This window comes from Micromonospora lupini, from assembly GCF_026342015.1.
GTDB lineage: Bacteria > Actinomycetota > Actinomycetes > Mycobacteriales > Micromonosporaceae > Micromonospora > Micromonospora lupini_B.
In genome coordinates this window covers 63423-85804 of the sequence record NZ_JAPENL010000004.1, presented here as the reverse complement: position 1 = coordinate 85804, position 22382 = coordinate 63423, and the positions used below count along the sequence as shown (strand labels likewise).

Below are 22382 nucleotides of genomic sequence, written 5' to 3'. Positions count from 1 at the left end.
CGGGCCGGGGGTTAGTGTCGCGGCGGCTGAAACGGGCCGACGCCCAGCACCTTGGGCAGGTGCTGGGCGTCGGGTGGTGGCGGGATCACTCCCCCTGGGCGTCCTAGGAAGACTGGGGCGTGGAGGTGATCGCGGTGACCGAAGCCGGCGCGTAGATCTGCTCGCCCGCGGCGATCCACGGCACGGTGAGCAGGGTGTACTCGGCGTCGGTGAGGAGGTCGTCGACGAGGACCGCCAAGGCGACGGCGTAGGCGCCCTCGCAGGTCTCGTGCAGCTCCTCAAGGAGGCCCCACGTGAGGCCGGGGCGCTTGTAGTCGTGGGGGTTGACGCGGCCGGACCGTACGGCGGCCTGGTAGGCCGTCTCCCGGGCGTCTGCCATTACGTCGGTCGTGCTCCGCTCGACGAGGGCGTTCAGCGCGGCGCGCTGGTGCTCGGGCATCTCGCGGACTCGCTCGATGATCCGGTGGAAGTCGCGTAGCTGCTGTGGGGTGGCCGGGTTGCTGAGGCTGAAGGCCGGCGTGCGGCGCTTGAGCAGGGTCAGGGCGGCCGCGCCCGCGAGGACCACCAGGCCGAGCGCGACGGCGAACGCCGCGTAGATCAGCGCGGTCCGGTAGAAGGTCGTGTCGGTCCGGCTGCCGATGGCGACGGCGGCCATGATGGCGCCGATGCTGACGGCCTCGAAGCCGCTGCGCCAGCTGGTCGTGGTGTAAAGCCAGCGTTTCAGCGGGCTGGTGAGTGGGGTGGGTTGGGGGTTGGCGAGTGACATTGGTCTGGGTCTCCCTCCTGATCGCCACCGGTGCGGCCGGATCCTCGTGGTGACGGTGCCGGCCGCACGGCGAGGCGATCAGGCCGCGGAGGCCAGGCCGCCGAGCACGCGGGCGGAGAAGGGGGGCTGATGGCGGGGGCGCTGGTTGGCCGGGTAGCTGGTGTAGGCGACCGCGTCGGGGCGGCCGAGGGCGTCGGTGGTGACGACGTCGCGCATCCAGACCTTGACGTAGTGGCCGTCGGGGGCGCCGACGGCGAGCTGGTCGGCCAGGAGGCGGGGGTCGTCGAGCAGGGTCTCGCAGGTCTCCAGCTGGCCGAGCGGGCCGGGGCCGATGCGGCCGGGGCGGTCGGTGGCGGGCTGGAAGGCGTACGTGGCCGTGAACATGGGTGACACTCCTCTTCCGTCTGGCGGGTCGCTCACCCGCACACATAGACAGTAGGGCCCCGGGGCGTGGTGACGCAACCCCGGGGCCGTGATTACTGTGCGAGATTTCGTTTCACCCGACGGACCATGCTCTCGATGACCTCCTCGACGGTGACGTTTCGCTTCGCGGCGAGGGCCTCGGCGAGCTGCAGGGCGAGCCGGACATGCCGGTCGCGGTTGTCCGGAAGGACCTGGGGGTTTGCCGCCCACCACAGGTGGTCAACGTAGGCGGCCTCAGCGACCCGGACGGTCGGGATGAGCTGGTGGTCTACGCGCAGTTCGGATCCGTCCGGTCCGCCGATCAGCTTCGGGTCGGTGAGGCGGGCGACGCGCATCCGCTCGGCGGCGTGCGCGGCGTGGGTGTGCTTGCGCATCAGGCCGGAGCGGCGGTTGACCGGGACGTGGGTGGCTGTGCAGTCGGGGCAGCGGCCGTAGGGGCTGGCGACCCAGCGGACGTCGACCGGTGTGCGGGAGAGGCACTTTCCGGCGGCGTCGGCCTGGGCTTGGGCGCGGCGGCCGGGTCCGTTGAAGGCCGGAAGGGTCGGCGCACCAGGCACACATATGGTGCAAATCCTCCATCCCTCTTCGGTGACCGCCGCGGCGTGGTCTGCGCCGGACAGCGTGAAGTGCCATCCCCACAGGGTGGTTGGGTAGCAGCTGGAGCAGGCCCTACTGGTGTGAACGTGGCCGCCCGCCACGGCGTACCACCGCTGCCACCGGTGGGCCTCGTAGATCGCCTCCAGAGGAGCCATCCGGGCGAGTTGGGCGTTCAACTGCTCGGCGAATCGGGGGTGGTCGTCGACCAGGCGCTCGTCGTCGAGGGCCGCGCGGATGCCGCCGGCGGTGAAGTCGGCGTAGTACAGCTCGGTGTCCACCGTGGCCGGGGTGAGTACCAACGCGCGGCCGCTGGCGTGCGTCGGGCAGACCGGGCCGCGCACCTTCCCCTCCGCCGGGTAGTCGAGCTGGCGGGCTTGCTCCGCGCACTGGCCGCAGACTGCGGTCAAGATCGCGTCAGGCGTGGTGATCTTCTGCATGTGGCCTCTTCCGGGCAGAACGGGGCCCGCCCTGGCCATTGACCAGGGCGGGTGAGGATCTTGGGGTGAGGGGCTGCCACTCCCCTGGGCTACTGCGGCAGCGCGACCTGCTCGGCCTGGCCGACCCAGTGCTTCACGTGGGTGGCCGCTTCTTCGCGGGTGAACTGCTCGTTGCCCGCGCCACCGCCCTCCCCGCAGGTGCAGGACCAGGCCCAGCCAGCGTTGAACCTGTGGTCGACGTACTTGACCTTGATCTCGTGGCCGGAGCGCCCCGGGTCGCCCTTCGGGAAGGCGCGGACCCCTTCGACGCGGGCGCGTGCGTCATCGGTGATGCTGAGCCCCTTCTCCGCGTTGTACTTGTCCGCGAAGACCTGAGCGTCGCTCTTGTCCTCGAAGACGCCGAGGATCGCGTACTCGTCGTACTCGCCCTTGCACACCATCGGAAGGCTCAGCATGGTCACTCCCCTCATCGCGGGTCGCTCACCCGCACACACATAGTTTAGGGGATGGGGGAGCGGGCCGCAACCCCGTTCGCCACCCAAACCGCGAGCGATCCGCCGTGATCGCCGAACGCGGACGTCGCCGGCGGCGTCCGACCTGGCCGTCATGACGGCTGGCAACACGTCATGACGGCCTGCCGGCCGGGCCAGGGAGCGGCGACCGCGCGGGGGACACCAGCGGGCCGCGCGGGAACCGCGCCCACGCGTGGCGCGCACGGGGACGCCCGTGGCGCCCGCGAGCGTGACGCAGGGTGAGACACACACACGTGTGTTCCACGGAGACACAGCAGGATTTCGGGGCCCAACGCGCCCAGCCGCGCGCGGGCGCGCGCGCGAGATTACACAGTGACCGTCCGTAATGGAAGCCGTCGAGGCGAGAAGAGGCCCCGCAGACAGCACTGCGCCCCCACGCACGGGCGTGGGGGCGCAGTGGGCCCGGCGGGCTGGCGCTCAGGCGGTGGCCGTAGCGGGCTCCCGGTCGACCAGGGCGACGTCCAGGTCGTCGTCGCCGGCGCCGGCGGGCGGGACCACCCGCAGCGGCGGGCGCGGCGCCGGGACCGACCGCGGCTCGGACTCGTCGTCGATCACCGCGTCATCGGCGGCGTCGACCGCCGGCGACTCTGCCCGATCGCTCGATCCGTCCTCGTCGGGGCGATCGTCAATCACGGCGCCGGGGTCGTCCTGACCGCTCGCCTCGCCGTGGACCCGGGCCCCGTCGAGCACCTTCGCGATCGCCGGAGGCAGGTCGCCGATCGGTCGACGATCGCCCGACAGGTGCTCGGCGGCGTACCGCTTGCGCCAGTCCGCGCGGATGTTACGAACGCGCGGCTCGCTCAGCTTGATCTTCGCGGCGATCGTCCCGGCGGTCGGCTCGAACCCGTTGCCCCGATCGATCGCGGCGGCGTACTCGCGGTACGCCTTCTCCCTGAGCTGCGACGATCGGTCGCCGCTCGCCTCGTCACGATCGCTCGACCCGCCGTCCGTGCCGTTCGCCGATCGGCCATCGCCGCCCCAACGCGATCGGCGATCGGTGCGGCCGCCCGATCGACGATCGGTGCGCCGATCGGTGCGGCTGTCACCACGATCGGTCTCCGGCTCCGATCGCCGATCGGTCGGGCCGTCACCACGATCGGTCTCCGGGTCCGATCGCCGATCGCTGGAATCGCCGCTCGGCGGGTCCGTCCGATCGTCGTCCGGGGTTGCGTTCGGGGCGTTCGGCGGGACCGGCTGGCCTCCGCTCGCCGGCGGTTCGGCGATCGCTCCCAGCTTCTGCTCGAGCTTCTGCTCGACGATCCGGCGGGCGAGGGAGCCGAGCCGAGGGCGCTTCTCCTCCGGCTCCGAGCCGATCGCCGATCGCGAGCGGTTGCGGTACTCGGCGAGCCGCTTGAGTCGCCCGGCGAGGAAGTGCAGGCTCAGCAGCTGCGCGATCGGGATGATGGAGGCGAAGACGCCGATCATGACGACCTGCCAGACGTGGAACTCAAGGGTTTCGCCGGGAACCAGCCGGCCCTCGTGGACCGGCAGGATGAGCGTCAGGACCCGGTAGCCGACGTTCGCCCCCAGGGTCACGATCAGCGCGCCGTAGGACACGAAGCGGGCGATCCGCCGCTGCTTCTTGGTGGCCCCGTCCATCTGCCGCAGGGCGTCCTCAAGGGAGCCGACGAGGAGGAACAGCTCGACGAGCGGCCAGACGATCCAGGCGTGCTCGGGATTCCAGCCGAACAGGATCGCCAGGCCCCGGAAGGCGAAGAAGCTCTCGAAGCCGGCGCCGGTGGAGATGGCCAGGGTGGCCAGGATCTGCGGGATGCTGAGCCAGACGACCGCCTTGAAGCTGGCGCCCGTCGGCGCGGCCGGGGTGGCCGGGGTCGTGGCGGTCATCGGGGTGGCGTCTCCTCGGTCGGGGCGGGGTCGGGGCCCGCCGTGTTCGCGTTGTTCAGCAGGTAGCGCAGGTTGCTCTCGGGCCGGCCCAGATCGCGTGCGACCTCTCGTAGCGGCAGGTCCAGCCCGTCGGGGTTGGTCAGCTTCATCAGGGCGTCACGGGCCTTGGCGCGCTCCTGGTGGTAGAGGTCCTTGAGCCGGTCGGCCTCGGTGAGGTGAGTCCTGGCGGCGGTGATGAGGTGATCGCGAGAGGTCATGTGGATCACGGTAGGTGCGGACCCCGACACCGCTGCGCAAGTGTTTGCGCGGCGGCGTGTCGCGGTTCTCTGTGGCCGGTGGCCGGGGCCCGTCTGGCCCCGGCCACCGCTCCTTCCGGTTGTCGGGTCGCTCACCCGAGCCCTTCCGATCGTCGGGTCGCTCACCCGGCTGCTCCTTCTCTCATTGGTGATGGCCGGCGATCGCCGGCAGGCGGGGTGGACTGTCCGCGCGGGCGAACAGCGCCACCCGGTGGGCGGTGGTGGCCAGCTGCTCCAGCAGGTGCTCGGCGTAGAGGGTCTGGTGCTCGGCGGGAGCGTCGGGCACCGTCGCCGAGACGGTGACCTCAAGCGCCGGCTGCCGTTGCTGGTACTGGACGAGGGTCATGACGATGCGCCCGAATTCGGGGACCTGGGCGACCATCGGTGGGCTGCGGTGCCCGCCGATGGCGCCGGTCAGGCCCGCCTCGCAGCGGAGCGCGTCGCACCACGTCGGGTGCGTCAGCTTCCGCGTCCACCGGCGCCCGGTGATGTTCACGCTGCCTCCCCGACCTGGACCTCGGCGTACTGGTGCTTGGTGGAGATGTCGCCCCAGACGCTGTGGCCCAGGTCGACGACCTCGTTGTTGTTGGCGGCGCGGCGCAGGGCGGTCGACACGGCGTTGGTGGTCGCGTCGATCGCGTGGGCGATCGCGCCGGTGGTGGCCCGGCCGTACTCGTGCTGCGCCAGGAACGCCAGCGCTCGCTCCCGCACCGATCCGTTCGGGATCCCAGCGGCGGCCGCCGACGGGGGCGTCGGGGCGCTGTCGCCGGCGTCCTGCTGGGCGGCGCGCGCGGCCGCGGCCTCGGTGGCCTTGCGGGCCCGCTCGACGCGCTCCTCCTGCCGGCGGCGGATGGTGTCCTCCAGCGCGGTGCGGCTCATGTCGTCGAGCTCGCGCAGGTTCTCGACCGCCCGTGCCGCCCACTGCCATCCGTCACGCTGGAACACGATCCGCCCGATCGTGGGTCGCATGGACCCCGGCGCTGACGACTGCACCACCGCCAGGCCCTTGGTGGTGGCTCCGCTGACCAGGGTCAGCGGGATCTCGTGCGGGGGCGGCATGTGCGAGGAGAGGATCATGTTGCCGGTCTCCTTGGAGTTGTTCCGGCAGCACACGATGTTCTGGCTCAGGTTGGTACGCAGCGCCATCGACCCGCCGAGCTTGTCGGCCGATGGGTACTGGGTGTCCAGGTTCAGGCGCATACCGAGCTTCGCCCAGGTGGCGACAGCGTTCTCGAACGACTCGGCCATCCCCGGTACCGCGAGGAACCGCTGACCCTCGGGGATGTAGATGTCGAGGATCGGCAGCTCCGGCAGCATATGGGGGTCGTAGAAGCCCATGCCGCGGACCGTGCGCCCCGCCGACGGCTCCCACTCGCGCAGCTTCATGTACCGCTGGCGGACGCCGGCGACGGCGTTGAGGCCCATCCACAGGTCGACGACATCGTCCATGTTGTCCTCGTTACCGGTGGCCTTGTACGGCGCGAGGCCGTCCTCGCCGCCCCAGGCCGGCATGGAGAGGCCGTCCTGGGAGTCGAGGATCACCGGCACGGTGAGTCCGGCGGCGACGCCCTGGACGCAGCTGACGCTCATGCCTTCGCTCTTGCCGGTGCGGTTGTCGCCGGAGTGCAGGGCGTGGGTGACGCCAGAGCGGCGCTCGTAGAGCCGCAGCCGGCCCCGCTGCCCGTCCGGGTACATGTGGAACAGGTACGTGCCGTCATCGTCGACGCCGAGCCACGTCTCGTCGAACTCGACGACCTCGCTGGTCGGGTTCCGCTTCGCGACGGTGACGTGGCCACGGTTGTTGCTGTCGTCGCGGGCGCCCTCGGCGACCACGGCGTAGGTGGGCATGCTGTACGCGGAGGCGATGTCACCGGCGGCCTGGATGAGGTGCTTGGTCTGCTGGCGGCGCAGCACGACGTCGAAGTCGAAGTCGTCGGGGCCGCGTACGGTCAGGTTTTCCATGACCGCGCCGCGCAGTGGGCCGTTCGGGCAGGCCAGCTCCTCTTCCCAGATCTGCTCCTGCTCCAGGGCGATGTCCTCGCCCTTGCCGCGGATCCGGTGGTGCCACAGCCAGATCGAGCCGAAGGCCACGGTGCCGGCCACGAGGGCAGTGCGGGAGGGCACGGTGGTGACGCCGTTGATCGCGGCGATGATCAGCCACATCGTGGCCGTCAACCACATCGACCAGGCGTACATCAGCTTCTGCGCGTCTACGCGGTCGCGGCGGGCCCAGAGGTCCCGGTGGGACATCTTCCGGACGCGCGCCCAGCTGTAGACGCCGGCCGCGCCGACCGCGCCGATGGTGGCGGCGGTCTCGGGGCCGTCGGGGGTTTCGTGCAGGATCGCGGCGACGCCGGCGAGGATCACCGCGGCGTAGATCGGTGCGAGGCCACGGCGGTGGGTGTAGGCCCGCTTGCTCGCCCACCAGGTGCCCTTGGCCGTGCCCCGGATGACGCGGGCCAGCCGGCGACGCGTGCGCCGGTTGACGGACGGCGTCTCCTCCTGCCGGTCCGGGAAGTTCCGGGAGATGACGATCGGCACTGCGGGCTCCTGTCTCAAGTCAATGGGGGTTGGGGTGCCTGCCCGGGGTCGGGGGCGGGCAGGCACCCCGGCTCGGGCGTCAGCTGCTGTAGGCGCCCTGCTTGGCCATGCCGCCCAGCTCGGCGGCGCGGGTGGCGAGGTCGTGGTGACCCTGGAAGAGGGTCACCAGCCGCCGGGCGGCGTTCATGGCCGACTCGGCGGCGGTCATGCGCTGCTGGGCGGACGTCGCCCGCAGGCGGCTGGCCTCCATGCAGGTCGCCGCGGCGTTCTTGATGTTCTGCGGGAAGTCGAGGCTGCCGACGCTCGCGGCGAACCGCTCGTCGACGGCGAACTCCTCGCGGGCCCGGGCGTAGTCCGCCGTCGCGTCCTCGAACTCGGTGGTCGACCGCTTGAGCTTCGCCTGGGCCTCAAGCAGGCCGGTTTCGGTGTTGACGACCTCGCCGCCGGTCACGGTGTGCACTGCCATCGGTTTTCCTCCACTGTGGGTCTGGGTGTTGTCGGCCACCAGGCGCAGGTTCGGCTTGGTGGGTTTTGCCTGTTCGCCAGTGAGAACCTCACGAATGGCCTTCGCGAGGGTCGCCTGGCTCCAGTGACTGCCGTGACGGCCGGTGGCGATTCCGAGAGCGGCCTTTTCCACGTCACCGGGGCCGTAGCCCTGCTTCCTGGCGTCGTGCACGGCGGACTCGGCTGCCAGCCGGAGCTCGGCGCTGGCCCACTTGTCGATCTTGGCGAACTCGTCCTCGACGGTCGGCTTCTGGGTGGGGGCGGTCGGGGTCGGCGCCGGCTTCTGTGCGGGGACGGTCGGCCGTTTGCCGGCCAGGTAGTCCTCCGGCGTGACGCCGAGGTCGATGTCCTCGGCGAGCGGCGTCTTCCGCCGCTCCCACCAGTCGATCGTTGCGTCCCGGCCGGCGTCCCAGCCGACCTTCGCGCCGGCCCAGCCGGCCCTGCCGTAGAGCGCCGCGCCGTAGAGCAGGCCGGCGGCGACCTGTCCGGCCTTGACGCCGGCGGGTGCCGGCTCGGCGTCGGGCAGGGGCTTCCGGTCCGCGCGTGCCTCCTTCCGGGCGGCGCTGGCCGCCTTGCGATTGGCGACGACCGCTTTGCCGGCCTTGGTGGTGCCGTTGACGGCTCCCACGGTCAGGCCGGTGAGCAGCACCACCGCGATGATCATTCCGACGATTTCCATTGGGTGGGGACCTCCTAGAGTCCGAGCAGCTGGACGGCGGGCCAGGCCACGACGGCGGCGACGGTCTCGAGCGCGCCCTGGCCGAGTTCGCCGACCTTGCCGGGGACCGTGGCGATGGCGTACGGCAGGAGCAGGGTGCCGGCCAGGACCTTGAGGCCGATCTCGCGCTTCTTGAAGGCGAAGCCGACCCAGAAGGCGAGGACGATCGCGGCGAGCGACCAGAGGACCGTCCCGGGGGTGGTGAGCGCCGGCCGGTCGAGCAGGTCGCCGAGAAGGCTGCCGACCTGGTCGTTGACCCAGGTGACGCCGTCATGTGCCCACCCGCCGATGGCGGTGCTTCCGACGCCGACGCTGAACGTGACCAGGCCGATCATGACGCAGCGGGGCAGAGCCTGGTTACCGAAGATCCAGATGCAGGCTGCGGCGATGCCGACGACGAGGCCGGCGCTGATGGTGACGCCCTCTTCCATTTCTGTGTGCCCTCCTCTCAGGGCTTGCGGGGGCCGGCCGACGCCGGCGGAGTGTTCTGCGGGTTGCTGGCGCGCACCTGATCGGTGATGCTCCGCAACGAGTCGTTGATGGTGCGGAGCCACTGCTGCTGCACTCCCTTGGGCAGCTCCGCGACCTCGGCGCGCAGGAGGTCGTAGTTGACCTGGACCGTGGCGGCGAGGTCGCCGCGCGCCTTGGCCCGCTTCTCCGACCAGAAGACCCGGCGCCGTCGAGCGCGCTCCTCTTGGCGCTGGCTCATCGGGTCACCTTGGTCTGGCCGCCGGGGGTGACGGTGCAGCGGGCGTGGATGCGGCCGCCGCCGAGGGTGTGGATGTCGATGCGCCACCGGGACAGGTCGGTGCGGAGGTTGCCGTTGCTCGCCTCGACCATCTCCTCCAGGACCGCCCGCAGCGCTGCGGCGTCTCGGGGGTCGAGGTTCCGGTCCTCCTGGTGCCGGCGGGTGCCGTACCAGAAGAGCCGGACCGTGTATCGACGAGCGTTCACCCTCCACCTTCCACAGTGCATAGGACTGAATACGGGTCAACCGTAGACAGTCCTATGCACTGTGCGCAAGGGGTTGCGGGGCGTGTTTAGCGTTGGCGCAAAGAACGCAGGGTCCACACGCAGGTCAGGGCCGCCACGGCCACGACGGCTGCGGCGACCAGCGGCGCGCGCAGTCCCCACTCGGCGGCGATCAGTCCACCCAGGAGCGCGCCGATCGGGGAGGTGCCGTTACCGACCACGCGGAACGCGGAGATGACTCGACCCAGCAGCTCCGGTGGAGTGTGGGTCTGGCGAGCGCTGACGACGCACACGGACACCACGGAGACCCCGGCGAACGCCACGGCCAGCGCGGCACCGGCGGCGACAGGGCTCGATGTGGCCGCCAGGACGAGCCATGAGAGGCCCTGCGCGGCGAGGCCGGCGACCATCGTGGTCCGTGGGCCCCACCGGCGGATGATCCGGGAGACGACGGCCCCGCCGGCGATGCCACCAACGGCCAGGGCGACGAGCAGGAGGCCGTACCCGGCGGTGCTGATCCCCAGGCCGGCGCGGTCGGTGGCGAACAGCACCAGGATGCCCATCACCATGTTGGCGCTGAGGTTCGCCACGGCGGTGAGGATGGCCAGGGCGCGCAGTTGGGCGTGCCCGGCGAGGTACGCGGCCCCCGCCCGCAGCGCGGACCACACCGACTGATGCGGGCCCTGAGGCTGGCGGGTGGCCGCCTCGCTCGGCACGGCGCGCAGCAGGACCGCGGACGCGGCGAACGAGACGGCGTCGCCGGCGAACGGGAGCCACGGCGCGGTGGAGAAGGCCAGGCTGCCGGCCGGTGGGCCGAGCAGCTGCCGGCCGGCGTTGTACGAGGACTGCAGGTGGCCGTTGGTGCGGTGCAGCTCGTCCGGCTCGGTGGCCAGGTCCGCGACGACGGCCTCCGCCGCAGCGGAGTGGAATGCGACCCCGGCGACCATGATGAAGGCGCAGACCGCGATCGCCGCGACGCTGACGGAGCCGAGGGCGACGAGTCCGGCCAGCACGGCCACGGCGGCAGCACGGACCAGGTCAGCCACGATCATCGTCGTCCGTTTGGGCCACCGGTCGACGTAGACGCCGGCGAGCGGCGCGATGACGACCCAGGGCGCGTACTCGGCGGCGGTGACGGCGGCAACCGCGGCGGGGTCGCGGGTGATCGCCGCGGCGGCGAGCGGCGCCGCCGCGAGGAACACGCCGTCGCCGGCGGAGGAGACGCCTTGGGCGGCGACCAGGGCTCGCAGGCCCCGCCGGCGGCCGGGCTGGGCGAGGCCGGCCCGGTTCGGCTCGGTCGTCATGGCCACGTGCGCCTCCTCCGTCGGCTGGCGGTCAGATCCGTCCGGACGTGATGCCCTCGACGTGATCGGCCCACTCGCCGGAGAGCAGGATGATCGGCTGCTGCTGGTCGAGCGGCAGCTTGGTGTCGGCCAGCATGACGCGGCCGTCGGGGTGCTTGGCGATGGCCAGGCATCCCTGGTCGTTGGTGCTGTCGCCGCCGGGGGCGAGCGGGGTGGCCGTGCCATCCCAGATGCGGCCGCTCGGGATGCGGAACTCGCCGAAGCCTGCCTGGTCCTGCCAGTCGTCCTGAGACACGGTGGTCTCCCTTCGATGTGAGTGGGGGGTTACTGGCGCAGGAGTCCGGCGATGAGTTCGGCGGATTCCTGCGGGCTGAGGGCGGCGTCGGCCATGCGCTGCCACACCGTCTCGTAGGCGGCGACATCGTCGCTGCCGCTGAACGACATCTCGACGGCGGGAAGCTCGACCTGCACGAGGGTCGGCTCCTGCGTCTCCGTGCGGAATTGGGTGATCATGAAGGCGCACATCGGGGCTTGCCGCATCGGCGTGTCGGTCGGGATGACCTGCACGGTGATGTTCGGTGGCTCGGCGCCTGCGAGCATCTGCCGCCACACTTCGTTCCGGTCCGCGGACCGGAAGTTGAGGGGCTGCCAGCGCAATGCCGCCTCGGTGACGATGGCGTGGTACTCCGGAGCGCCGGCCGATCGGAGTCGGCGCCCGCGCTCAAGGCGGGCCTCGACTGCCTCGTCGACGCCTTCCTCGACGGTCCGGACGGCGAGGAGCGCGGCCCGGGCGTAAGCCGCGGTGTGGAACATGCCGGGGACCATGAACGGCTGGAAGTGCCGGATCCGCTGAGCCTTGGCGTCCTGCCGCAACAGGGCCTGCTGGGCGTTCAACAGCGACCCTCGGAAGATCGCCCGGTACGACGTCACCTCGGTCACCGCCGACGTCGTCAACTGGCGAATGCGGCGGCGCGTCTCATTGTCGGCGTCCGTCGCGGCGAGCCAGCGCTCCACCTCGCCCGGGTCCGGCCGGAATCGGGCGGTCTCCACTCGGGACACCCTCACCTGGGTGATGCCGATGAGCGCGGCCAACTCAGTCCCGGTGAGCCCCGCCTGTAGGCGCAGCGCCTTGAGCTCCTTACCCAGGGCTTCCCGGGGTCGCAGCGGTTCCTGCCCTTCCAAGGTGGTCCTCTCCTTCGCGTCACCCTGAACGCTATTCGTAGTTATGCACTTGTGGCAAGGAAACCGCAGACGCGGCGGGTCGCGCGTCATGCCGTCATGACGACAGAACGTCATGGCGTGTGGTCGGCCATCATGACGGCATGGCGGAAGGTGATCCGGCGACTTCACCGAACAACCAGACCGACGCAAGCGCAGACGACCGACCTTCCAGCAGCAAGTTCGCCGATTCGTGCAGCCGGACGTGCGGTTGTACCGTCACCCGGACGCCCGGCCCATGTGCCAGTCGGCGCAACAGATGGCTCGTCACCGAGCGCGACTGTCAGCGAGAAAAAGTTCCCGCTGGAGGAGTGGCTTACCGCGCAGACAGAGTGGCTTCCCACCATCGCGCCGCCTGCTCGCCGAGACGCCCAGCCGAGCGGCGCAGTCGCCGTCCGCACCTCCGACCGAGAGGTCGGTCCGCCTACTCGACACCTGGCGAACTACCTCGACGCCCTGCGTGCTGGTGACGCACCTGACTCACAAGACTGCGCGACTCCTTGCGCGCCTAATTCCCTTCCGCCCGCAGGCACGGCAGAGTGTGCGCTCGAACAGCATGCAGAGAGGACTGACTGGATGACCGACACACACACATCTGCCGTGCCCGCGCCGCGGCACGCCGACTCGGAGCCCACGCCGGCACGCCGCCGACGGGTCTACTCGGTGATCAACCAAAAGGGCGGCTCGACGAAGACCACCACGTCCATCAACCTGGGCGCGGCGCTGGCCGCCCGAGGGCTACGCGTGCGGGTCATCGACACCGACCCGCAGGAGGGCTCCGCGACGCACTGGCTGCCCCCCACCGACCGGGACCAGATAGGGCGCGGTCTGCTGGACGTGTACGCCGACGAGCGCAACCTGGACCAGGCCACCTCCCGCACGACCGTGCCGAACCTCTACATCGTGCCCAGCTGGACCAGTCTGCGCGCGGTGGAGAAGGAACGTGACGCCGGAAGTGAGCTGGTGCTCCGCGCCGCCCTGGCGGCAAGTGAGGCCCCGATCGACGTCGAGATCGTCGACTGTCCGCACACCCTGGACGTGCTGGCGATCGGCGCGACCGGCGCCGCTGACGAGCTCATCATCCCCGTGCAGGCGTCCGAGCTGGACGTCGTTGGGATGGAGGAGCTGCTCAAGATGGTCAAGAAGGTCCGGGCCCGGATCAACCCGGACCTGACGATCGCGGCCATCATCGTCGGCAGGGTCAAGGGCAACTCCGGTTTCGACAAGGCGCTGCTGGAGGGCTTCAAGCGGGACTATCCGGACGCGGTCGTCGGCTCGGTCGTCGACTCGGTGCGGATGCGGGAAGCAACCGCCGCGCACCAGCCCATCACGGTGTACGAGCCGTCAGGACGGGCGGCCCGGGACTTCCTGGGCATCGCCGACCAGCTGATCGCGCGGGGTGAGAGCTGATGGTGAAGGCACAGCGGCCTACCCTTACCCCCCCACCCGCGCGGGGGATCTTCGAAGACATGGTCGACGAGGCGCAGGGCAAGCCCCCGGTTCAGGCTGCCGCTCCGCCGGCGGAGCGGGTCACCGAGCCGGAGCCCGAAGCCCCGGTCCCGGCCGCGCCGTCGAAGGAGATCGAGGCGGCCCCGGCGGTGCAGGTGGCCGTGCCCGACGGTCGGCCGGTCGCTCGCCGGCGGGCACCTGCGGCCCGGACTCAGTCGGTTGTCGTGCCCCCGGCTCCGGCTGGATTCCTGACGTCGAAGAAGCCGCTGCAGGTCAAGATGGACCCGCAGCAGCACTGGGACCTTCGCAGCGGCACGTTCATGCGGGGTCGGGACATGTCCAGCGTCGTGTCGGCGCTGGTCAGCGCCTTCAACGCCGACCCGGACCTGTGGCTGGCCCTGATCGACCGGGCCAACGAGGATCGGGTGAGTCTCGGCGAGGTGCTGGCGCCGGCGCTTGAGCAGTTGCGCGACCGCTGAGATACGGCGACGAGGGGCCGCAACCCCACATCTCGGGGATGCGGCCCCTCGTCGGCCGTTCAGTCGTCGGACGGGAGGAGGTCTGCCAGGGAGTCGACGTTGCGGTTCTGGCGCCTCTCCCGGTACTCGGCGCAGTAGTGCGGCACCAGGACAAGCATGTCGGGGCTGTGGCGGATGCCCTCCAGGTCGATGACGTACGGCTCGCCTCTGCGTACCGCGAAGCGCTCCTTCTCCGCCGGCACCTCGGATGCCTTGACCAGGTCGGGCTGGAAGGTGCGGCTGCGGCCGTTCTGTAGGCGGCCCCAAATCACGGGCCTCTTGCAGTCGGAGCACTTCCCTCGATTCACCACCTGCATGCTCTCTTCGTACCGCATGGCCCGGATGGTTCTCCAGGGGTTCTGCCGGCTGTCATGACGGCATGTTGGCCAGCCTGCTGTCATGACAGCCGGGTCACCGGAGCCCAGGAATCGCGTCGACGTAGGTCGGTACGCCGTTCGGGTCGAGAGTCCACGGCCCGTGCCGGTCGAGGAGCACCACCCGCCCGGACGCCAGTACCACCGGCGCGACGGCGGGGTCGACGTCCTGGTGCACGAGGAGCCCTCGCTGTCTGGCCGCAGTGCGTTCGGACTCGGTCCAGCCGTGGCAGCCGGTGACGCCGGTCCCGCAGAGCAGCATCAGGTTGTGCAGGGCATGGGCGTCGGCGCGGCGGGTGCCGCCCATGCCGCGCGGCCGCCGGTGGTGGATGGACACGCGCTCCCGGGACAGGCGGACCAGCGATCCAGTGCCGTGCTCGGCGAGGCACCAGGGCGTGCGGGCCTCGCAGTTTCCGCCGGAGCGAACGAGCAGCTGCTGCTGGATCCACTCCCACGCATCGGCGCCGAGTCGGTCGCCGGATCCGCACCGGCAGACCAGGTCGCTGTCGACCTCGTCAGGGAGCAGACCGCCGCAGCGGCGGCAGCCTGCCCAGGACGGGGTTCCGATGAGGCTCACAGGAGCACCAGGCCCCGGGCGTGGGGCAGGAGGACGTCGCCGTGGCAGGGCTGGTCGACACCGCAGAAGCACATGATGTTGTGCCCGACGATGCGTGGCAACGCGGCGCGGAGCCGCTTCCATTTCGCCTGCCCGTCGACGAGCGGCAGGCGGTCGGGCTCCTGGCCGCCGGGCACCCATTCGGCGAACGCGTCGACGGCCATCTGCTGGGCGGCCGGTCTGGTGTCCGCGAGGCCTGCGGCGAGGATCGCCTGAAGCGTGAACGGGTTGCCGAGCGGTCCCGGCCGGGTGATGTCGACGGTGCCGGACGGCTTCTTCCAGCCCCTTATCCGCTTCCGCTGGATGCGTTGCGGGATCTGGGTGTGCAGCATGGTGGTGTTCCTCCCCTTGTCCGGGTCGCTCACCCGGGGTGCGCGGTCGACGTCGTTGTACGCGCCGGCGGCTGGTTACGTCTCGATGAGGGCGGCCTGCCGCTCGTAGGCTGCGGCCGCGTTGTGGTCGAAGAGCAGGACTTTGCCGGGGTCGACGGCGGCGGTTGGCTCGACGAGGATCTGCTCGCTCATGCCGTGTTGGGCGAGCAGCGCCCGGATCCAGTCGGCGTCGCTCGGGTGGCACAGGGCGGTGCGTCGGGTGTCCTCGGTGATCTGCGCCCAGAATCGCCGGCTGTCGTCCGGGGTCACCAGTCCAACTCCGTGACCATGCGCCGATCTGGACCGGTGAACGTGAGCACCGTCGAACGCTCGTTGAGCCGCGACCACAGGGTGTGTCCGACTCGGGTTGCCAGGCCGACCTGGATCTTTTCGCCACGGTCGTTGTAGGCGTCCCGGGACCGCAGGTTGGTGGTGAAGATCGTCCGATAGCCCTGGTTGAGCCGGTACGACAGCAGCTCGTGGATGGTCTCCTGGAAGAACCGGCTGGCTTCCTCGTCCATGGCCTGGCCGATGTCGTCGAGGATGAGCAGTTCCGCGTTGTACGCCCGGTCGCGGATCTCCCACACCGGCTCCTTGCTGCCATTGGGTCGCAGCGCCTGGAGGTAGCCGTTGAGGGTCCAGGCCCGCACGAGCAACTGCTTGCGAATGACCTGACCTCGGCGGTTGCGCATCATCGCGCCGTTGCGGGCGGCCTCCGCGGCGGTGGCGTACGCGGCCTGGGTCTTCCCCGAGCCAGTGCGCCCGGCCAGGACCAGGGTCAGGAGATCGGGGTCTCCGAGCCACTCGGCGAGCCCGCCGGGGTGCTGGTCCGGATCGAGGCTGGCCAGACCGACCTCGGCGGCCATCCGGGCCGACGGCAAACACGCCTGCAGCGCCCGCTCACGGGCCTCGGCCTGTTGCCGCAGTACAACGTCGCTGACCGGGAGGTCGTCGTCGGATGCTGAACGGGGCACCGGCACTCCGGCGTCGCGGGCCTCTCGGGCGAGCCGGGCGCGTTCCTCGAATTCGGGGACGAGTTGACCTCGCAGGCGCTGCGGGATCAGCCCAGCAAGCCCCTGAGCGAGCGCGCCGGCCGCCTGCGGCTCCTGCCTACGTGCGCCGCTGTTGATCGCTCTGGCGACCCCTGGGGCCGTCTGAGTGATCATTTCTGCGGCAGCCGGAGGGGTCGGCTGGGTTACCACTGGTCACCTCCCGTGGCTGCGCCGGCCATCGCCGGGCGGGTGGTTACGCCGTCGGACCAGGCGTCGTTGACGTTCAGCGTGCCGGCGGCCTGGGCGGGACGGCGGTTTTGCTGCTGGGGCTGGACACCTCGGCGCCGGTTCAGAACCCGCTGCATGGCCTGGGTGGAGGGCACCCCGTCGGAGCGCAGGTCGTTGAGGGCGAACTTGATCTCCCGCTCGGAGAAGTGCTCGAGGAACGGCTTCACCAGGCTGGCGAGACGGTGCTGGACCTGGGATCCGGCGATCGGGGTGTTGTGCCTGGCGTTGTAGGCGATCCAGTCCCGGGCGATACCCATCGCAACATCGTGGGTGCTGGGCTCGCGCTGCGGCTTTGGTGCCTTCGCCGTCTTCTTCGGAGTTCCTTTGCGTGGCGCTGGAATAGCTCCGTCGAGCGACATCTGGATCGGCTCGTCCAGGAGCTCGCCATCGCCGCCGCGCCGATCATCCGCAGGATGATCGGAACTCTGGGTCAAGTGGTTCTTGGTGTGTGGTTCTTGGTTGTGTGTCACCGGTGACACGGGGGGGGTGTCACCGGTGACATGGGCCCCCTCCTCACTGGTGATTGGGGGGGGCGTGTCACCGGTGACATGGGGGGAGGGGGTGTCACTGGTGACACGGGGAGGGGGTGTCACTGGTGACACGGGGGTCTGGGCTGCGGTTTCTTCGACGACCTGTCCGAAGATCAACCGATAGACCGTCGGCAGCTGGGCACCGGTCGCCGGATCGTATTGCTCCTCGCCCTTGATGGCGTTCAGGGCTTCCAGCTCGCGCAGCGCCCTACCTACGGTCGATTCGCTGAGCCCGGTGCCCGGGTAGCCCTTCTTGGGGTCACCCTTGGCGAGGGTCCTCTTCGACGGCCGGCACTGCTCGTAGGTGGCCGTGCCGGGGTTGAACGTTCCGTACAGGGCGAGGTGGACGTACACGGTCAGCGCGTTGGCGGTCGGCTGCTTCCAAACCAGCCACGCCGGGACCATCGCGAAACCCCGTCCGGGCTGGGTGCCGGTCATCGCCTCGGGGGTCATGCGGCCGCCCCCTGCGCAACAGGATTCGGGATGTCGGTCATCGGCAATTCGCCGAAGTGGAACCACTCGCCAATAGGGCTCTGTGAGGTCATGAGGCATCACCACAGACACGGGGGGTCGTCATGGCGCAGGTGTGTACCGGGCGCGCGGGGTTAACGTCGCGCCGCCGGGACGGCCGGGTTGCTAGGCGTGCAGGCGTGCCGTGTGCCATCATGGGCACACAAGCAACACCCCAGGGGCTGCACACGTGGTGGCTCCTCGGGACTGGAACGACGGTCGCGCTGGGTCGGGAAACTCGGGCTGCGGCCGTCGTTGCTTTTTGTCTGTAGTTGTTGCTGCTAGGCCGCGAACTCCAGCGGCAGTGTGTCTGCGGGGGCCGGTGCGGGCCACGCCTCCGGCAGGCCGGCAGCGCGTGCCGCGAGGTTGGCGACGTGATCCGACACCGGTATGCCGAGTTCATCGGCTTCGCGTTGGTATCGGGCGAGATGATCCTCTGGGAAGCGCACGGAGTGGCGAGTGCCACCCTTCGTGGGTCGTCCCGTCTTCGTGCCAGCCATGCCAAGTTTCTACACCCTTTCTGATTCAGAATCACGCACGCGGTGGGCGTGTTGCGCCGCCACACCACGCCGGCCCGCAATTCCCAGCCCGCCGGGCTCGCTGCGGTAGGGTCTTCCTCGTCCATTTGCGAGCTGTTCAGCGGGCCCGGCCACGCCGGGCCCGTGCTCGTTTCTCATGCGGCGAGCTGCTCGGGCGCAGGATCTGGCCCGTCGACCACACCGCCGTCGACGGCCTGGTGCTCCCGCCACAGCCGGCGAACCGTGTCCGCCGCCAGCTGCGTCTCCACGGCCACGACCTCGGCCGAAACGCCGGCGGACATCATCCGCACAGCGAGGGCCTGCCGACGGGCCTGCAGGTGATAGAAACTCGCCGCCGGCGCCGGAGCCGACCGCGCAGGCCGCTTCGCCGTCTTCGGCGGCTCGGGCACCTCCATGCCGCGCCGCTCGTTCGCTGACGCGCCACCCCAGACGCCGTGCTCCTCCCCGGTGATCAGTGCGTACGTCAGGCACTGGGGGCGTACGTCGCAGCCCTGGCAGATCCGCTTCGCGGGCACGGCCGACCGGCCGCCCTCGGGATAGAAAGCCTCCGGGTCGGTCTGCGCGCACAGGCCCGCCTGCGACCAGGATCCCGGGCCGCCGTCCTTGGCATCGATCACCCCGGCGTCCACCCACGGCTGCAGGTCGAGCACCTTGATGAACGTCACGACGCCGCCCTCGCTGCCTTCTCTGCTTCCTTGCGCTTACGGCGCGCGGCCCGGGTCAGCCGAACCTGCGTATACCAGGTCCGCCTCCGCTCGGCCCGTGGCAGGGTGTCCGCCGCCGGGCGCAGGGCCTCCGGGAGCTTCCACAGCTCCACCATCTTTTCGTTCGCGCCCTTGTGGTCGTAGCTGGTCGACGCGCCCCGATAGACCTCGTAGTCGCCGTACTCGCCCGGCCGGACGCCCTCCAGCAGCGGCACGAGTTCCTTCTTCCGCTTCTCGGCGGCGTTGGCCTCGGCGTTGGCCTCGGCCACCAGGGCAGCCGCCCACTCGATCGTCGGGTCGTCCGGATCCGGGCCGAGGATCGTGTACGACTCACCCGACCGTCCGGCCTCCGCCGCGGCGTCGAGGTTCCAGCAGTGCGCCCGGGCCGGGCACAGCTGGCAGATCCGGTCGCTGGACGGGCCGGGCCGGTCACGGGGCAGGTCGACGCCGAGGTCCAGCGCGGTGCCGACGCTGACGAGTTTTGACAGGGACTGCTCGGCGGTCTCCCGGTCGTACAGCCACTCGAACGTTTCCTCCTCGCCGTTCTCCCGCCGGATATACATCAGGCGCAGCCGGCGAATCGGGTATCCGGCCAGGTCGAGGGCCAGCCCGTACAGGTCGAGCTGCTCTTCGTTGTCGGGCCACGGGCCCTGCTGGCCGATGATGTCCCACGCCCCGTCGCCGGAGGTCTTCCAATCGGTGGCGGTGGCGGTGATCGGGTCGTACTCGTCGATCTCGACGGGCTTGTCCAGCCCGGGAAGACGCAGCGCAAGCTTGTAGATCCGCCACGGGTAGCGCGCCCTCCGGGCGATGGTCGCACCCTCGTGGATGGCCGTACCGACGTCCGCCTTGCGGGTGTCCTCGGGCAGCGGCACGTAACCGGCCGGCGGGGACTCCCGGTACTGGATGGACCTGCGGCATTTCCCGGCGTCGGAGGCGCCGATGCTCCACCCCGGGCCGGCCTTCCGCTCGGCTCGCTGGGCCCGGCTGTGCTCGGCCACGTCGGACATCACGGTCCGCGTATCGACCGCGTGTGCCTGGCCGGCCAGCTCCCACGCGGGGTCGAGCTGGAAGCCGGCGCAGCCGGCGGGTAGGGCGTCAAGGTGGTCGGGGGCGGACCGTCCACACGTGCAGACAGCGGGGAACGGGCCGACGGGCCATCCCTGATTGAGGATGGCCGCGGCTTGTGCCACCAGAGGTGGCAGAGAGACCGAGGTCAAGGGGTTGCCCTTCCAACTGTCGACGGGTCGCTCACCCGTCGTGCTCTTCGCCGAGCGGCCCCGGGCCCGCACGGTATGCGCGGGTCAGGGCTTCTGTATCGGACTAAACGTACTCTAGATCATCGAAAGCGCGCAAGGTGTTGCGCACCAAGGTAGGGTGACCCCGGAGGCCACCCCGGTAGCTGATACTCAACGGGCCCCTCCCGACCGGCCGCGGCTGCTCCTCTCAGCCCCAGCACCCCGCTGCCGAAGCAGGGCACCCGACCAGGACCACCCGGACCGACGGAAGAGGAGCAGCGTGAGCCAAGACGCCGCACCCCCCGAGGGGCTGTCCCTGCGGGCCCAGGCCCGCCTGGCCCACGTCGACGCGGTCCGCGACGCCGCCGAGTACCTCATCCAGCAGGCACCCACCAGCACCGACCAGCACGCGGCACCCGGCGAGTACATCACCGCCGCCCGCCGCGCCCGACTGCTCGCACTGCAACTGCTCGACCGCGCCGTCCTCTTGGAACTGTCCGCCGGCGCAACGTGGGACGTGGTCGCCGACCGGCTGAGCTGGCCACTCGACACGGTGCTGGCCCGCTACGAGGACATGTGGAAGGCGTGGAAGACCAGCCCGGACGCGGGGACCACGGCCGAGCAGGTCGACTCCTGGTACTCGCGGGTGTGCCCAGGAGCCCCGCCGAACGCGGTGTCGGCGGGGCTCTTCTAGGCCCGCTACTTCCGGCCGAACAAGACGTCCAACGGCGCGTGGTCCGGGGCGTTCGCGTACGCGTCCGCCTCTGCGGTCCGGCCCGCCGACCGCAACAGCCCGCCCACCATCTCCCGCAGGGCGTGGACCAGCGTCCGCATCTGGGCTTCGTCGAAGTCCTCGACGTTGCGCCGGAACTGCGCCACCCAGCGACGCCCCAAAGCGGCCTGGGCGATCCCGCAGATCGTCGCCTGCTCGGCGAACTCCGCCCGCAGCATTCCCAGCACGTCATCGCCCGCCGGCGCGCTGGCCACCGGCGAGCTGACCGGCACCGCGCTCTCCGCGGCCGCGGCCGCGGCGGTCGGGGGCGGGGTCGGCTGCGCCTGCGGGCGGGAACCGGCCGCCCGGGCCGCCGGCCCCGGCGACGTCGGCCGGACAACCGCCGCCTGCGCCTGCTCCATCGCCGCGAGCCGCCGCTCGCGCGCCGCCTCCTCCTGCGCGGCCCTCTCCGCCTCGCGGAGCTTGTCGAACTCCTCGGTGACGTACAGGCCGGACAGTTTCCGGGGGAACGCCTTGCGGAACCCGGCGGCCTCCGCGCACTTCGCGGTCATCACGGCCGGCTTGCCGCCCAGCGCGGCAGGCTTCCACTGCGCGGTGACCTCGACGCCGGCCTTGTACCGCTCGCCCTGCGGGCCCTTCCACACGTCCTTCGTGGCGGCGTACTCGTCGTACATCGCCACGCCCCACACCGGGCCGTCGAAGCCCTTGCGGAGGATCCCGACCCGGGCCGCGACCGGCGCCCGGTCGCGGTGCGGCCAGAAGTCCATCCACTGCCCGTCCGGGCCACACCACTGGGGGCCGACCTGACCGACGTACTCACCCGTGTCCTCGGCCAGGCCCTGGAACCCGCCGATGCCCGTGTGCGACACGTAGCGGTTCCCACCCGGCGCCGTGGAGTCCTTGTACTGGAAGAGGTAGACCTCCTTGCGCCACGGGTCCAGACCGCGCTCAAGGCTCGTCATCAGGAAGATCGCGACCTGCTTCGGGTCGTAGTCGGCCTTCATGCCGAGCGGCGCGAGCAGCGTCAGCTGGGCGGCGTCGAGAGTCACCTGGGTCGACGTGAACTTCAGCTCGATGCCCGCGACCGGGGTCGGAATGTGGATCACGCCCTGCGGGTCGGTGTAGGCCCGCGCCACCGCCGGTCGAGCCGTCGGCAGGACGGCTACCTCGCCGGCGGCGGCCGGACGGACCGCGACGTCGCGGCTCTGCGTCGGGGCCTCGTCGACGACGACGCCCTCTTCCACCGCGTCCGCGTCCGCGGTCTCGTCGGTGGGAATGGTGTCCGTGGTCATGGTTGCCTCCCGTAGCCCCGTCGCTCTCGGGGCCCATAGTGAAGGCGGGCGACGTTACTGTCACCCGCACACAC

The 22382-nt window shown here is 70.7% G+C and carries 27 protein-coding genes; 3 read left to right on the top strand and 24 right to left on the bottom strand.

What is annotated here, in order from left to right; translation table 11 throughout:
* Positions 1–103: 103 nt before the first annotated feature.
* The 15 genes from OOJ91_RS34025 to OOJ91_RS33955 all read right to left on the bottom strand — a co-directional run bounded on the left by OOJ91_RS34025 (position 104) and on the right by OOJ91_RS33955 (position 12208).
* Complete coding sequence (locus OOJ91_RS34025; protein WP_266251755.1) at positions 104–766, bottom strand: hypothetical protein; 663 nt, start codon at positions 764–766, stop codon at positions 104–106.
* A 78-nt stretch (positions 767–844) separates the two neighbouring features.
* The gene (locus OOJ91_RS34020) at positions 845–1150 is read right to left on the bottom strand and encodes a hypothetical protein (protein ID WP_266251754.1); all 306 of its coding nucleotides are present in this window, start codon (positions 1148–1150) and stop codon (positions 845–847) included.
* 92 nt (positions 1151–1242) lie between these two features.
* Positions 1243–2223, bottom strand: a complete 981-nt coding sequence (locus OOJ91_RS34015; protein ID WP_266251752.1) for a hypothetical protein — start codon at positions 2221–2223, stop codon at positions 1243–1245.
* A gap of 89 nt (positions 2224–2312) precedes the next feature.
* Entirely contained in the window at positions 2313–2678 is a 366-nt protein-coding gene (locus OOJ91_RS34010) for a hypothetical protein (RefSeq protein ID WP_266251750.1), read from the bottom strand.
* A 495-nt stretch (positions 2679–3173) separates the two neighbouring features.
* Complete coding sequence (locus OOJ91_RS34005) at positions 3174–4601, bottom strand: hypothetical protein (protein ID WP_266251748.1); 1428 nt, start codon at positions 4599–4601, stop codon at positions 3174–3176.
* Positions 4598–4858, bottom strand: a complete 261-nt coding sequence (locus OOJ91_RS34000) for a hypothetical protein (protein WP_266251747.1) — start codon at positions 4856–4858, stop codon at positions 4598–4600. Before OOJ91_RS34000 ends, OOJ91_RS34005 begins: the two co-directional genes overlap by 4 nt.
* A 181-nt stretch (positions 4859–5039) precedes the next feature.
* A complete protein-coding gene (locus OOJ91_RS33995) occupies positions 5040–5393 on the bottom strand; it encodes a hypothetical protein (protein WP_266251745.1) in 354 nt (117 codons plus the stop codon).
* Positions 5390–7438, bottom strand: a complete 2049-nt coding sequence (locus OOJ91_RS33990; RefSeq protein WP_266251744.1) for a hypothetical protein — start codon at positions 7436–7438, stop codon at positions 5390–5392. The genes OOJ91_RS33995 and OOJ91_RS33990 overlap by 4 nt, the downstream gene beginning before the upstream one ends.
* A 79-nt stretch (positions 7439–7517) precedes the next feature.
* Positions 7518–8621, bottom strand: coding sequence for a hypothetical protein (locus tag OOJ91_RS33985; RefSeq protein WP_266251743.1), 1104 nt, complete (start codon positions 8619–8621; stop codon positions 7518–7520).
* A gap of 14 nt (positions 8622–8635) precedes the next feature.
* The gene (locus OOJ91_RS33980; protein ID WP_266251741.1) at positions 8636–9091 is read right to left on the bottom strand and encodes a hypothetical protein; all 456 of its coding nucleotides are present in this window, start codon (positions 9089–9091) and stop codon (positions 8636–8638) included.
* Positions 9092–9108: 17 nt separating this feature from the next.
* Positions 9109–9369 carry a hypothetical protein gene (locus OOJ91_RS33975; RefSeq protein WP_266251739.1) on the bottom strand — a complete coding sequence of 87 codons (261 nt, stop codon included), beginning with the start codon at positions 9367–9369 and terminating at the stop codon, positions 9109–9111.
* Positions 9366–9614 (bottom strand): hypothetical protein, encoded by a 249-nt coding sequence (locus OOJ91_RS33970; protein ID WP_266251738.1) that lies wholly within the window; start codon positions 9612–9614, stop codon positions 9366–9368. The genes OOJ91_RS33975 and OOJ91_RS33970 overlap by 4 nt, the downstream gene beginning before the upstream one ends.
* Positions 9615–9700: 86 nt before the next feature.
* Entirely contained in the window at positions 9701–10936 is a 1236-nt protein-coding gene (locus OOJ91_RS33965; protein WP_266251879.1) for an MFS transporter, read from the bottom strand.
* Positions 10937–10967: 31 nt separating this feature from the next.
* A complete protein-coding gene (locus OOJ91_RS33960; RefSeq protein WP_266251736.1) occupies positions 10968–11231 on the bottom strand; it encodes a hypothetical protein in 264 nt (87 codons plus the stop codon).
* A 29-nt stretch (positions 11232–11260) separates the two neighbouring features.
* Positions 11261–12208: a helix-turn-helix domain-containing protein gene (locus OOJ91_RS33955; RefSeq protein ID WP_266251735.1), complete on the bottom strand. Its 948-nt coding sequence runs from the start codon at positions 12206–12208 to the stop codon at positions 11261–11263.
* A 522-nt stretch (positions 12209–12730) separates the two neighbouring features.
* Between OOJ91_RS33955 and OOJ91_RS33950 the strand changes: the two genes are divergently transcribed.
* On the top strand, positions 12731–13564 hold the full coding sequence (locus tag OOJ91_RS33950; RefSeq protein ID WP_266251733.1) for a ParA family protein: 834 nt from the start codon (positions 12731–12733) through the stop codon (positions 13562–13564).
* Positions 13564–14082, top strand: a complete 519-nt coding sequence (locus OOJ91_RS33945; protein ID WP_266251731.1) for a hypothetical protein — start codon at positions 13564–13566, stop codon at positions 14080–14082. Before OOJ91_RS33950 ends, OOJ91_RS33945 begins: the two co-directional genes overlap by 1 nt.
* Positions 14083–14141: 59 nt before the next feature.
* Here OOJ91_RS33945 and OOJ91_RS33940 read toward each other — a convergent pair whose 3' ends face one another.
* The 8 genes from OOJ91_RS33940 to OOJ91_RS33905 form a co-directional block, all read right to left on the bottom strand.
* Positions 14142–14456, bottom strand: a complete 315-nt coding sequence (locus OOJ91_RS33940; protein ID WP_266251729.1) for a hypothetical protein — start codon at positions 14454–14456, stop codon at positions 14142–14144.
* A 76-nt stretch (positions 14457–14532) separates the two neighbouring features.
* The gene (locus tag OOJ91_RS33935) at positions 14533–15072 is read right to left on the bottom strand and encodes a hypothetical protein (RefSeq protein ID WP_266251727.1); all 540 of its coding nucleotides are present in this window, start codon (positions 15070–15072) and stop codon (positions 14533–14535) included.
* Positions 15069–15443 carry a DUF4326 domain-containing protein gene (locus OOJ91_RS33930; protein ID WP_266251724.1) on the bottom strand — a complete coding sequence of 125 codons (375 nt, stop codon included), beginning with the start codon at positions 15441–15443 and terminating at the stop codon, positions 15069–15071. Before OOJ91_RS33930 ends, OOJ91_RS33935 begins: the two co-directional genes overlap by 4 nt.
* A gap of 75 nt (positions 15444–15518) precedes the next feature.
* Positions 15519–15752: a hypothetical protein gene (locus OOJ91_RS33925; RefSeq protein ID WP_266251721.1), complete on the bottom strand. Its 234-nt coding sequence runs from the start codon at positions 15750–15752 to the stop codon at positions 15519–15521.
* The gene (locus tag OOJ91_RS33920) at positions 15749–16456 is read right to left on the bottom strand and encodes a hypothetical protein (protein WP_266251719.1); all 708 of its coding nucleotides are present in this window, start codon (positions 16454–16456) and stop codon (positions 15749–15751) included. Before OOJ91_RS33920 ends, OOJ91_RS33925 begins: the two co-directional genes overlap by 4 nt.
* A 221-nt stretch (positions 16457–16677) precedes the next feature.
* The gene (locus OOJ91_RS33915; protein WP_266251716.1) at positions 16678–17745 is read right to left on the bottom strand and encodes a hypothetical protein; all 1068 of its coding nucleotides are present in this window, start codon (positions 17743–17745) and stop codon (positions 16678–16680) included.
* A gap of 730 nt (positions 17746–18475) precedes the next feature.
* Entirely contained in the window at positions 18476–19006 is a 531-nt protein-coding gene (locus OOJ91_RS33910) for a WhiB family transcriptional regulator (protein ID WP_266251714.1), read from the bottom strand.
* Positions 19003–20055: a hypothetical protein gene (locus OOJ91_RS33905; protein ID WP_266251711.1), complete on the bottom strand. Its 1053-nt coding sequence runs from the start codon at positions 20053–20055 to the stop codon at positions 19003–19005. Before OOJ91_RS33905 ends, OOJ91_RS33910 begins: the two co-directional genes overlap by 4 nt.
* 508 nt (positions 20056–20563) lie before the next feature.
* Between OOJ91_RS33905 and OOJ91_RS33900 the strand changes: the two genes are divergently transcribed.
* Entirely contained in the window at positions 20564–20977 is a 414-nt protein-coding gene (locus tag OOJ91_RS33900) for a hypothetical protein (protein WP_266251708.1), read from the top strand.
* 5 nt (positions 20978–20982) lie between these two features.
* Here the strand turns inward: OOJ91_RS33900 and OOJ91_RS33895 are convergent, their stop codons facing one another.
* On the bottom strand, positions 20983–22308 hold the full coding sequence (locus OOJ91_RS33895) for a recombinase RecT (protein WP_266251705.1): 1326 nt from the start codon (positions 22306–22308) through the stop codon (positions 20983–20985).
* Positions 22309–22382 lie beyond the last annotated feature (74 nt).